This is a genomic window from Nonomuraea sp. NPDC003727 (assembly GCF_053586935.1).
On the sequence record NZ_JBSFNE010000002.1, the window covers coordinates 52993 to 64230 of the forward strand.

9 protein-coding genes are annotated in these 11238 nt (G+C 72.6%); 3 read left to right on the forward strand and 6 right to left on the reverse strand.

Translation table 11 applies throughout. The annotated features are described in order from the left end of the window. Positions 1-62: 62 nt before the first annotated feature. On the forward strand, positions 63-710 hold the full coding sequence (locus ACWDLG_RS05530; RefSeq protein WP_449916293.1) for a cyclase family protein: 648 nt from the start codon (positions 63-65) through the stop codon (positions 708-710). Here ACWDLG_RS05530 and ACWDLG_RS05535 read toward each other — a convergent pair. Continuing rightward, positions 707-919, reverse strand: a complete 213-nt coding sequence (locus tag ACWDLG_RS05535; RefSeq protein WP_449916296.1) for a hypothetical protein — start codon at positions 917-919, stop codon at positions 707-709. The two genes, ACWDLG_RS05530 and ACWDLG_RS05535, sit on opposite strands and share 4 nt — an antisense overlap. Here ACWDLG_RS05535 and map point away from each other — a divergent pair. Beyond that, complete coding sequence (map, locus tag ACWDLG_RS05540) at positions 918-1766, forward strand: type I methionyl aminopeptidase (RefSeq protein WP_354912968.1); 849 nt, start codon at positions 918-920, stop codon at positions 1764-1766. The two genes, ACWDLG_RS05535 and map, sit on opposite strands and share 2 nt — an antisense overlap. 117 nt (positions 1767-1883) lie before the next feature. Here the strand turns inward: map and ACWDLG_RS05545 are convergent, their stop codons facing one another. From ACWDLG_RS05545 to ACWDLG_RS05560, 4 genes are all read right to left on the reverse strand, one after another. Further along, positions 1884-2273 carry a sensor histidine kinase gene (locus tag ACWDLG_RS05545; RefSeq protein ID WP_449916299.1) on the reverse strand — a complete coding sequence of 130 codons (390 nt, stop codon included), beginning with the start codon at positions 2271-2273 and terminating at the stop codon, positions 1884-1886. 191 nt (positions 2274-2464) lie between these two features. Continuing rightward, positions 2465-4456 (reverse strand): cytochrome c oxidase assembly protein, encoded by a 1992-nt coding sequence (locus ACWDLG_RS05550; RefSeq protein ID WP_449916300.1) that lies wholly within the window; start codon positions 4454-4456, stop codon positions 2465-2467. After that, positions 4453-5109, reverse strand: a complete 657-nt coding sequence (locus ACWDLG_RS05555) for a copper resistance CopC family protein (RefSeq protein WP_449916302.1) — start codon at positions 5107-5109, stop codon at positions 4453-4455. The genes ACWDLG_RS05550 and ACWDLG_RS05555 overlap by 4 nt, the downstream gene beginning before the upstream one ends. Positions 5110-5153: 44 nt before the next feature. Continuing rightward, on the reverse strand, positions 5154-6440 hold the full coding sequence (locus ACWDLG_RS05560; protein WP_354912976.1) for a helix-turn-helix domain-containing protein: 1287 nt from the start codon (positions 6438-6440) through the stop codon (positions 5154-5156). A gap of 392 nt (positions 6441-6832) precedes the next feature. Between ACWDLG_RS05560 and ACWDLG_RS05565 the strand changes: the two genes are divergently transcribed. Then, the gene (locus ACWDLG_RS05565; RefSeq protein WP_449916305.1) at positions 6833-9646 is read left to right on the forward strand and encodes a BTAD domain-containing putative transcriptional regulator; all 2814 of its coding nucleotides are present in this window, start codon (positions 6833-6835) and stop codon (positions 9644-9646) included. On the opposite strand, the gene ACWDLG_RS05570 is transcribed toward ACWDLG_RS05565, so the two are convergent. Then, positions 9647-11152 carry a PucR family transcriptional regulator gene (locus ACWDLG_RS05570; protein WP_449916306.1) on the reverse strand — a complete coding sequence of 502 codons (1506 nt, stop codon included), beginning with the start codon at positions 11150-11152 and terminating at the stop codon, positions 9647-9649. It abuts the gene before it with no gap. Positions 11153-11238: the final 86 nt, after the last annotated feature.

Consider the following 11238-nt stretch of genomic DNA (forward strand, 5'->3'; position numbering starts at 1 on the left):
GTAGATTTCGTAATTTGCCCTGTAGGAAAGGTCGTCAGCAGAATGAGCCGCATGGAGCACGCATGATCGTCGAACTGAGCCACCGGATCACCGAGGGCATGGTCACCTATCCCGGCATCCCGGGGCCCGTCCTCGGCTCCCATCTGACCCGGGAGGCATCCCGCGAGGTCTACGCCCCCGGCACGGAGTTCCACCTCGGGACCATCACCATGGCGTGCAACACGGGCACGTACCTGGACACGCCGCACCACCGCTACGCCGACGGGACGGACCTGTCACAGGTGCCGGTGGACCGGCTGGCCGACCTGCCCGGCCTGGTGGTACGCGCCGTGGACCGGCCGAGCGTGGGCATGGACCTGCTCGACGGCCTCGACGTGCGCGGCAAGGCGGTCCTCCTGCACACCGGGTGGGACCGGCACTTCGGCACGCAGGCCTACGTGCACGGCCACCCGTACCTGACGACCGAGGCCGCGGCGTGGCTGGCCGAGCAGGGCCCGGCGCTGGTCGGCATCGACTCGCTCAACATCGACGACACCCCGCCCCGGGGGGAGCGCCCGGCGCACACGCTGCTCCTCGCCGCGGGCATCCCGCTGGTCGAGCATCTGACCGGACTGGCCGGGCTGCCCGACAGCGGGTTCCGCTTCCACGCGGCACCGCCGATGATCGCCGGTCTGGGGACCTTCCCCGTCAGGGCGTACGCGGTGGTCTAGTCGTCGTCGTCCGCGTCCTGCTCGTCCCATGCCTTGTTGCGTTCCGCGGCGCGCTGCAGCGCGCCTGCCGCCTCCTGCTCGGAGGCGTAGGGGCCCATGCGGTCCTTGTTCGGGCAGCCCTGGTCGGGCTCGACGCGCATGTGCTTGAGGCAGAACCACCACTGACCTTCGCTCACGGGGTGAATTGTGCCCCGTAAACTCGGTTTCATGACCACACTGCTCCAGCCCGGGCGGATCTCGCCCATGCGCAAGGTTCCCGCCCACATCCAGCGGCCGGAGTACGTCGGCAGGAAGCATCCGAAGACGGGAGAGGCCGACGTCAAGACGCCGGAGATCATCGAGCGGATGCGCGTCGCCGGACGGATCGCCGCGCAGGCCCTCGAGGAGGTCGGCAAGCACGTCGCCCCCGGCGTCACCACCGACGAGCTCGACCGGATCGGCCACGAGTTCCTGCTGGACCACAACGCCTATCCGAGCACGCTCGGCTACCGCGGCTACCCCAAGTCGCTGTGCACGTCGATCAACGAGGTCATCTGCCACGGCATCCCCGACGACACGGTGTTGCGCGACGGCGACATCGTCAACGTCGACATCACCGCCTACATCGGCGGCGTCCACGGCGACACCGACGCCACGTTCCTGGTCGGCGACGTCGACGAGGAGTCGCGCCTGCTGGTCGAGCGCACCCGCGAGGCGACGACGCGCGCGATCAAGGCGGTCGCCCCCGGCCGGCAGCTCAACGTCGTGGGCCGCGTCATCGAGGCCTACGCCAAGCGGTTCGGCTACGGCGTCGTGCGCGACTTCACCGGCCACGGCATCGGCACGACGTTCCACTCCGGGCTGATGGTCCCCCACTACGACGACCCGTCGCTCCAGGTGGAGCTGGTGCCTGGCATGACGTTCACGATCGAGCCGATGCTGACGCTCGGCACGATCGACTACGAGATCTGGCCCGACAAGTGGACCGCCGTCACCAAGGACCGCAAGCGCACCGCGCAGTTCGAGCACACGATCCTGGTCACCGACACCGGCAGCGAGATCCTCACCCTCCCGTGAGCCCGGCGGCCACCGCCGCGCCGCCCGCCTGCCCGCCCTACCGGCTGCCCGCCCTACCGGCTGCCCGGCCGCCCGGCTGCGGGATCGTCCGGTACGGCTGCCGCGTGCCGTACCGGATCAGCGCCGGCGGGGCACGGAGCCCGTGACGGTCGTGCCCTCGCCCTGCACGCTGTTGACCGACAGGGTGCCGCCGAGCTCGGACATCAGCACGCGCATGCGGCTGATCCCCCTGCGCTCGTCCGGCATGCCGAAGCCGGCGCCGTTGTCGCTCACCGTCAGCCGTAACCCGCTCCGCCCCGTGGTGACGGCCACGGAGACCAGCCCGGCGCGGCTGTGCAGCTCGACGTTGAGCAGCGCCTCCTCGACCACGGCGAGCACGCCTCGGGCGATCGTCGCCGGGACGTCGCCGTGCGGGAGCGCCCACACCTCCACCGCGATGCCGGTGCGCTGCGACCAGTCGGTCAGATACTCCTGAAGAGCCTCGGCCAGGCTCCGCCCCCCGCGCATGCGCGTCTCATCCACCAAGTCCGCACTCGCCTTCCTGAGCACACAGCGGACGCCCCCCGAGCCATGGTCTGGCGCCCCCGCGATGGCCAGGACACACGGCGCACCAAGGTGATGCCCGTCTCCCCCGCCCGCAAGGCTACCGGGCGGTTCGAAGGCGCGTGGAGCGAAGATAGAAGGCCGTAGCCGCAGGGCTACTGGGCCTGGTCGCGGCGGTTCAGCTTGGCCAGGTAGTCGTTGTAGGAGTCGAGCTCGGCGTCGCCGGTGCCGCCGGTGCGGGCGGCCAGCGCGTCGGCTCGCCGGTCGGCCCTGCGCGCCTTCCTCTCGTCGTCGCTGTACCACTGGAAGGCCAGCGCAAGCAGCACGATCAGGGTGGGGATCTCGCCGAAGCCCCAGGCGATCGCGCCGCCGTTCTCCTGGTCCTGCAGCGCCGACAGGCCCCACGTACGGCCGAGCTGCTCGTACCAGTCGGCGGCGACGACGGTGCCCATCATCATCAGCGCGATGCCGAAGAAGGCGTGGAAGGGCATGGTGACGAACAGTGTCAGCAGGCGGCCGACGTGCGGCAGCTTGTGCGGCGCCGGGTCGACGCCGATGATCACCCAGAAGAACAGCGACCCGCTCAGCAGGAAGTGGAGCGTCATCGTGATGTGCCCGAGGTGCTCCTCCATCGCCGCCGCGAACAGCGGGGTGAAGTAGAGCGCGTAGGTCGAGGCGATGAAGATGGAGGTGGCGACCACCGGGTGGGACACGACGCGGACGAACCTGCTGTGCAGGATCACGGTCAGCCACTCGCGCGGACCCCTGTCGCCGCGGCGGGCGGCGGGCTTGAGCGCGCGCAGCGCCAGCGTGACGGGCGCGCCGAGCACCAGGAAGATCGGCACGAGCATCGCGAGCGTCATGTGCTCGATCATGTGGACGCTGAACAGCACCTTGGCGTAGCGGGCCAGGCCGCTCTGCGTGGCGAGGACGAGGATCGCCACGCCGACGAACCAGGCGGCGGTACGGCCCGCCGACCACGCGTCGCCGCGGCGGCGCAGCCGTACGACGCCGGCGGCGTACAGGCCGCCGAGGGCGGCGGCGAGCAGGGCGAAGAACAGGTCGAGCCACCACAGCGAGGCCAGGGTGGCGAGCGTGATCTCCGGCGGCATCGGGAAGCCGAGCAGTTCGAAGGCGCGGTCGGCCGGCAGCGCGACGTCGGGCGGCGTGGTGCGGGCCAGCGCGACGGCCAGGCCGATGGTGGCGAACATGAGCACCAGCTCGCCGGCGGCCAGCCGGGTGAACGCCCCTGGCCTGCCCTTGCCGAGCTGGGCCATCGTGCGCTGGCGGTGCCACCAGCCGATGTAGCCGAGCACGACGAACGCGGCGGTCTTGGCCACGAGCAGCACGCCGTAGGCCGAGGTCCACAGGTCGCTGATCGCGGTCAGCCGGGCCAGGACGCTGAAGAGGCCGGACAGCCCGACGCCGATGTAGCACCACAGCGCCATCCGGGAGAAGCGGTTGGCGGCGACCTCGAGCTGCGGCTGCCTGCGCAGCCCGTGGGCGAGCAGGACGGTGAGCCCGCCCACCCACAGGGCCAGCGACACCAGGTGGGCGGCGACGCCGGTGGTGGCGAGCCCGTGGTTGGGCGAGGAGGAGGCGTGGGTGGTCAGCGCGGGCGGCAGCAGCGTCACCACCGCGAGCGCCAGCAGGCCCGCCGACGCTCCCGCGGTGATGGCCCCGCGGGAGAACATCGCGATGGCCACGCCGAACAGCACCACGAGGGTGAGCGCGATGCCCTGGCCGACCTGGCTGGCGAAGCTGGTCAGCTCGTTGCCGGAGAGCACGTCGGCGACGGGCAGGCCGAGCTGCTCCGACAGCGTGAACACCATGGTGACGACGCCCGCGCCGGCCCAGACCAGCGCCGTCCACGACGCCGCCTGGACGTAGCTCAGCGCGGTCTTGCCGAGCATGCCCTTGTCGCTGGGCAGGAAGAAGGTGGCGGCCAGCAGCAGGCCGACGGTCAGGACGCCCGCGACGTCCATCACCAGCTTGGCGATGGGCAGGCCCCACCGGGTCAGCGTGCCCTCGTCCGGCAGGCCGGGGATGATGCGCGGGAACGCCGCTCCTCCCGCGACCATGGCGATGACCAGGGCGAGGAGCGCGGCCCCTGCCAGCGCGAGCGCGAGCCGCGCGGTCCTGGTCACGGCTTCTTCTTCCGGGCGCTCAGCAGGAAGCCGATGCCGATGCCGACCAGCCCGCCGATGACGATGACGAGCCAGACGGGGAAGCCGGTCGCGGCCTGCGACGTCTGTCCGGCGACGGGCTGCGGCGCGACGGGCTGCGCGGCCGGCGTGGCCGCGGGGGCGCTCTGCGCGGCGGGCGCGGTCGCGGGGGCGCTCTGCGCGGCGGGCGCGGTCGCGGGGGCGCTCTGGCCGGGTGACGCGCTCTGCGGTACGGCGGAGGCCGGCTGCCCGGTCGGTTCGGGCCGCGGCGCGCCCTTCACCGCGAACGGGATCTCGCCCTCGATGGGGTGACCGTCGGAGGAGACCACCCTGAAGGCGATCGTGTAGCCGCCGTCGGGCAGTACGCCCTTGAGCCGCTGCCGCACCACCTTGCCGTCGATCTCCGGCTTGCCCGCCTGCATCTCGGCGCCGCCGTCGGCGCGCACGATGACGAACGGGAGCTTCGGGGTACTGGTGAACTCCAGCTCGACCTGTTCGAGGGTCGCGACGGTGGCGTTCTTCTTCGGCGTGCTGCTCTTCAGCGCGTCGTGGGCCAGCGCGGGGGGCGCCGTCAGGACGACGCCGACCAGGACGGCGAGCAGGGCGGTGAGGGCCGGCAGCGGGGATCTCTTCATGGCATCCCCAAGGCTACCCACCACCCTGCCCGGTGGTGACGTCGCTACAACCCCACGCAGGCCAGCGCCCGGTGGTAGGCCTCGACGGTGCCCTCGTCGTCACCGAGCGCCTCCAGGGTCTCCGCTGCCGCGTACCACTTGGTGGCCGCCTGGCGCGAGGTGGAGGCCCGGTCCATGAACCGCACCGCCTCGCGCGCGCTGGCCAGCGCCGCCTCCCTGTCGCCCATGGCGCCCTGGGCCCTGGCGAGGACCATCCGCATGTGCGCGTCCATCTCGGGCGTCTGGTCGGCCAGCAGTTCCTCGGCCGCCCTGGCGTGCTCGGCCGCGCGCTCGGGGTTGCCGGCGGTCAGCTCCACCGTGGCGAGCTGGAGCTCGGCGATGGCCTGGTCGGTCACGCCCGCCGAGGTCTCGGCGATCTCCTTGGCGGTCTGGCTGAACAGCTCCCTGAGCTTGTCGGTGTCGTGGGGCTGCAGCCTGGCGCGGTGGCCCGCCACGGCGCCGCGGAGCCTGGCCAGGTTGCGCGGCGCCGTGGCGGTCTCCGACTGGATGGCGTAGGCGCGCTCGATCAGGCTCAGAGCCTCCTCCGCCCGGCCGATGGACTCGGCGACCCTGGCGGCGTTCCAGCTGGCCGCGACGGCCGCGCGCGGGGTGCCGAGAAGCTCGGCGGCGGCCAGCAGCTCGGCGGAGAACTGGCGGGCGCGCAGCAGGTCGCCGCGGACCCAGTAGACCGACAGCAGCGTCGCGCCCAGCTCGACCAGGCCGTCGGTCCACGTGGGCCGCACCGCGCCGGCGAGGACGCGCTCGCCGACCGCCACGGCGGCGACCAGCTCGCCCTTGTCGCGGTAGCACCGGCACAGTGCCAGCGCGATCTCCACGTGGCGCTCGGCGCTGAGCTCCTCGCCGTCGAGCCGCTTGAGGATCCTGATGGCCTCGGCGATGTCGCCGGTCGCCTCGGTCGCGAGCGCCAGGCCGTACTCCGCCTCTTGACGAAGGGCGGTCAGACCCGTCAGGTTGTTGTCCGCAACGAGCTCGGCGAACCTGGTCCGGGCCTCGTGAACCTCGCCGTTCTCCAGTGCGAGCCGCGCGTAACCCAGGCCGAGTTCGAGATCGTTCAGCTGCTCGGCGGTCACGCCGTTGACGAGGTAGCTGAGCGAACAGTCGAGCTTCTGGGCCAGGAGCTCAAGTACCGCGGGGGTTGGCGTGCGCTTTCCACTCTCGATCAGAGAGACGTAGCTGTCCGACAGTTCAGGGTGGGCGAGCTGGGCCTGTGACAGGCCACGCTGGCGGCGGACCGTCTTGATGCGGAGTCCGACCAGATCAGATGTGGTCACGGCAACGTCTCCCTGGGATGATGTACTTCAAGCACCACCTGAGCGAGGGAGAACCCCCCATGCGCAAGCGACTTGTCATGTCCGCACTCACTGTCCTCGTCGCGGCAATTGCCACGGTTGGAGGACATGGTACGACCGCAGGTGCCGAGGTGTCGCCTAAGGGACCGAGCTACGACTACCTCTGCTGCTAGTGCCCTTCAGTCCTTGCTGGAAAGTGCCGCGGTCAAGCCCTCGAATCGCCACAATTCGGGGGCTTCGGCATTCCCATGGGGGATTAACAGCGTAACCAACCCGTCTACATTTCAACTACAGGCCATATCGATCTTCGATCGTCTGCGTTCCTGAATGTGGTTGCCGTTTCACCATCCCCCGCGGCGAATCCGGAGGCTCGTGTGTTCATCGCTCTCCTGGGCCCGATGCTCGGACGGCTTCATGGACGCGAGGTCTCGCTGGGCGCGCCGCGTCAGCAGGCGATCGCGGCCATCCTCGCCTGCTCTGCCGGCGAGGTGGTGCTGAAGGAGCACCTCATCGACGGGCTCTGGGGCGAGGACCCGCCGAAGAGCGCCGAGCAGAGCGTCTACACCTACGTCGCCGGGCTGCGCAGCGTGCTCGAACCCGGTCGCGGCTCCCGTGAGGAGCCGAGGATACTCGTCGGCGTCCCCGGCGGCTATTCCTTACGCGTCGACCCTCTCCACGTCGACTGCGTGGCCTTCGCCGGCCATCTCGACGGGGCGGCGCGCCGGCGCGCGGAAGGCGACCTGCGCGGCTGCCTGCGCAGCCTGGACCTGGCGCTGGAGTTGTGGCGCGGGCCCGCGCTGCCCGGCGTGCCTGGGCCGTTCGCCGAGGGGCGCCGGCAGCACCTCGACGAGCTGCGCGTCACCGCCATGGAACGCAGGGCCGAGGTCATGGTCGAGCTCGGCAGGCACCAGGAGATCCTGCCCGCGCTGATGGCGCTGGTGGCCGAGCATCCGCTGCGCGAGGGGCCGCGCGAGTCGCTGATGCGGGCGCTGCACCTGGGCGGGCGCCAGGCCGAGGCGCTGGAGGTCTTCAGGGAGGGCGAGCGCGTGCTGGCCGAGGAGCTGGGCGTCGATCCCGGCGAGCGGCTGCGCGCCTATCGCGACGTGATCCTGCGCGGGCAGACCGCGCCACCCGCCCAGGCCGCCGTCGCGGTCCCGCGCCAGCTCCCCCGCGACCTGCTCGGCTTCGTCGGCCGCACCACCGAGCAGCTCAGGATCCGCTCGCACCTCGCGCCCTGGGACGAGGCGCCGCCCGCGCCGGTCGTGGCGATCTCGGGGCCGCCGGGCGCCGGCAAGTCGGCGCTGGCCGTCCGGGTGGCGCACGCCGTCGGTCACCGCTTCCCCGACGGGCACCTCTACGTCAACCTCCGCGGAGGCACTCCAGGCGTCAAACGGCTGACCTCCTCCCAGGCGCTGGGCCGGTTGCTGAGAGCGCTCGGCACCGCGCCCGAACGGGTGCCGGTGGACCTCGACGAGGCCGCGGCGCTGTGGCGCGGCCTCCTCAGCGACCGGCGGATCCTGGTTCTGCTCGACGACGCGGCCAACCTCGCCCAGGTACGGCCGCTGCTGTCGGTTCCCGCCGGCTGCTCGGTGCTGGTGACCAGCAGGGAGACGCTGGCGCCCGCCGACGACTGCGTCCAGGTACGCCTGGGAACCCTCCAGGACGCCGAGGCCGTCACCATGCTGGCCAGGCTGACCGAGGCCGGCCGTACCTCCGCCGACCCCGCGGCGACCACCCGGCTGGTACGGCTGTGCGACGGGCTCCCGCTGGCGCTGCGCATCGCCGGCGCCCGGCTGGCCAGCCGTCCCGACTGGACGGTCGGCATGCTGGTCGACCGCCTGGCCGACGAGCAGCGCAGGCTCCACGAGCTGGAGGCCGGTGACCTGGCCGTCCGGTCGGGGCTGACGGCCAGCTGGCAGGCCCTGCACGACAGCGACCATCCCACCGACCGGACGGCCGCCAGGCTGCTCGTGCTGCTGGCCCTCATCCGGGTGCCCGACGTGAGCACCCGGGTCGCCGCCGCGCTCCTCGACGCGGCGCCCGCCGACGCCGAGCGCGCCCTCGACCGGCTGGTCGACGCCAACCTGCTCGAGCGGGGCCGCGCGTGGCACTACCAGATGCACGACCTGGTCAGGCTGTTCGCCGGCGAGCACGCCGTCACCGACCGCGCGGCGTGCCTCGAGCGGGTGCTGGGCTACTACCTCGTCACCGTCGAGCACGCCACCCGCCTGCTGGACCCGCACCGGGTGCAGGCCGACATCCCGGCCGTCGACATGCGCCCGCACCCGCTGGCCGACCGCGACGAGGCCCACGACTGGCTCAACACCGAGGAGCCCAACCTGGTGGCCGCGGCCGCGCAGGCCATGGACGATCCGCACGAGCGGATCGCCCGCCTGGGGGCGGCGCTCAGCATCGCGCTGCGGTGGTTCCAGCGGCACTCCTACCGGCTGGCGGACATGATCTCGCTGTGCCAGCGGGCCCTCGCGGTCGCCAGGCGGCTGAGCGACGAGGCGATGGCGCTGGAGGCCCACGGCGGGATCGCCAGCGGCTTCGGCCACCAGGGCCAGGTCGACGCGGCGGTCCGCCACCTGAACGAGGAGCTCAGGCTGGCCAGGCGGCTCGGCGACCGGTTCGCCGAGCAGCGCGCGCTCGGCAACCTGGCCAACTCCTACGTGGACGTGGGCCGCCACGACCTGACGCTGCGGCACGCCATGGCGCAGCTGGAGATCGCCACGGAGATCGGCTCGCAGGTCGGCCAGCGCTACGCCCTGCTCATGGCGGGCCAGGCCAACGGCCGCCTGCGCAGGTTCGCCGCGGCGGAGGAGTGCCTGACCAGCGCGCTGGCGATGGCGCGCCGGGTCGGCGATCTCGGCCACGAGGGCGCCATCCTCGGCGTGCTGGGCCTGGTCAAGGTGGACAAGGGTGATCTCGAAGCGGGTGTCGAGGCGCTGTCGGCAGGGCTGAGGGCCGCCCGAACCGTGCGGTTGCTGAGCACCGAGATGGACTGCCTGATCGCGCTGGCCAGGGCGTACCGGCTGCTCGGCGACCAGCGCAGGGCGCGCGCCTACCTGAGCGAGGCCGCCGTGCTCTCCCAGAGCATGCAGACGGACGAGGTCCGCCGCCAGGTGGCCGAGGAGCGGGAGGCCCAGGGAGCGGGTGCCGCGCTCCCGCAGGCCGGCCTGGTCTGATCAGCGGGCCCGCAGGGCGAGGAAGAAGTCCACCCGGTCGGCCATGGTCGACAGGTCCCTGCCGGTCAGCTCCTCGACGCGCCTGATCCGGTAGCGGACCGTGTTGACGTGCACGTGCATCCGCTCGGCGCAGGCGTTCCACGAGCCCGCCGTGTCGAGGAAGGCGCCGAGGGTGCGCACCAGCTCCGACTGGTGCTTGGCGTCGTAGTCGACGAGCGGGTCGAGCAGCCGCTGCGTGAACGAGCGCCGGACGTCGCCAGGCACGGTGGCCAGCAGCAGGTCGTGGGTGTAGATCTCGTCGCTGGTGACGACCCCGCCGGAGCGTGCGGCGGCCATGCGCAGGGCGTGGCCCGCCTCCTCGATCCCGCCCCTGATCGAGGCGGCGCCGGTGAGGGCGCCGCTCACGCCGATCGACACCCGGGTGTCGCGCAGCGCCGACAGCACGCCGAGCCCCGCCCGCAACCGGTCGGCGAGCGCGGAGACCGGGACCGGGACCGGGACCGGGACCGGGACCGGCAGCGGGACGAGGGCGACGGCGCTGTCGGTGCCCGCCGCGGCCACCACGTCCCGGCCGAGCAGCTCCTCCAGCACCTGCCCGCCCAGCGTGGCCGGGTCAGGGCCGCGGGTGGCGCCGGGGCGCGGGGCGGTCGCCGTCACCACCGCGTACGGCTGGCCGGGCCCCAGCCCGCACGTGCGCAGCCGGGCGTTGAGCTCGGCGGCATCGGCCTCGGCGGACAAGGCGGCGCCGACGAGCTGTTCGACGAGGCGGCGCTCGACCCGCCTGCCCTCCTCCATCCTGGTGCGTTCGAGCGCGACGCAGGCGGCCAGCTCGAAGCCGAGGTCGGCGCGGCCGAGCAGGTCTCCCTCGCAGGCCAGCACCCAGCCGGCGGCGCGATGCCCCCGGCCGACGCCGAAGAGCGTGTGGCCGTGCGCCGCGCACGGCAGCCGGGACGCCGACAGGTAGGCGCGGGCCAGCCGGACCGGGTCGGGGCACGAGCCGACGACGATCTCGCCGGTGGAGGACAGCACCGCGCCGGTGACGCCCAGCTCGGCGGCGGTGAGCGCGAACAGCTCGCCCAGGCCGGCGCCTTCGGCGACGGCGTCGACGATCCTGCGCTGGCGGCCGAGCGCCGCCCTGACCTCGCCCGACAGCCGGGGCGCCGCCGCCTCTTCGACGGCGCGGAAGGCCACGGCGGTCGGGATCTCCAGCAGCGGCATGCCCGCCTGCGCGCAGGCGGCCACGAGGTCGTCGGGCACGTGGCCGAGCCACGCCTGGCCCGCGCCGAGGGCGGCGACCCCCGCGGCGCGCAGGGTCGCGACGAAGCGGGCGGAGTCGGCCGGCTCGTGCCGCCACATCAGGCCGGTGAGCACCAGCTCGCCGCCGCTCAGATAGCGGCCGGGCTCGGGCAGGTCGGTGACGTGCACGGCGGTGAACTCGGTGTCCTCGTCCCCCGCCAGCAGGACGAGGCCGAGTTCCGAGGCGGCGAGCAGGTCCCTGATGCGCACTTGGAGGAATATACAAGTCGGCCCAAGGACGGCTTACCGCGATTTCACATCGCACACATAGGCCCTCCCTCCGCCGGGTGCTGTAC

Coding starts and splice junctions, on each gene's coding strand:
- ACWDLG_RS05530 (WP_449916293.1), top strand. CDS start 63: ATGATCGTCGAACTGAGCCACCGGATCACCGAGGGCATGGTCACCTAT.
- map (WP_354912968.1), top strand. CDS start 918: ATGACCACACTGCTCCAGCCCGGGCGGATCTCGCCCATGCGCAAGGTT.
- ACWDLG_RS05535 (WP_449916296.1), bottom strand. CDS start 919: ATGAAACCGAGTTTACGGGGCACAATTCACCCCGTGAGCGAAGGTCAG.
- ACWDLG_RS05545 (WP_449916299.1), bottom strand. CDS start 2,273: ATGCGCGGGGGGCGGAGCCTGGCCGAGGCTCTTCAGGAGTATCTGACC.
- ACWDLG_RS05555 (WP_449916302.1), bottom strand. CDS start 5,109: ATGAAGAGATCCCCGCTGCCGGCCCTCACCGCCCTGCTCGCCGTCCTG.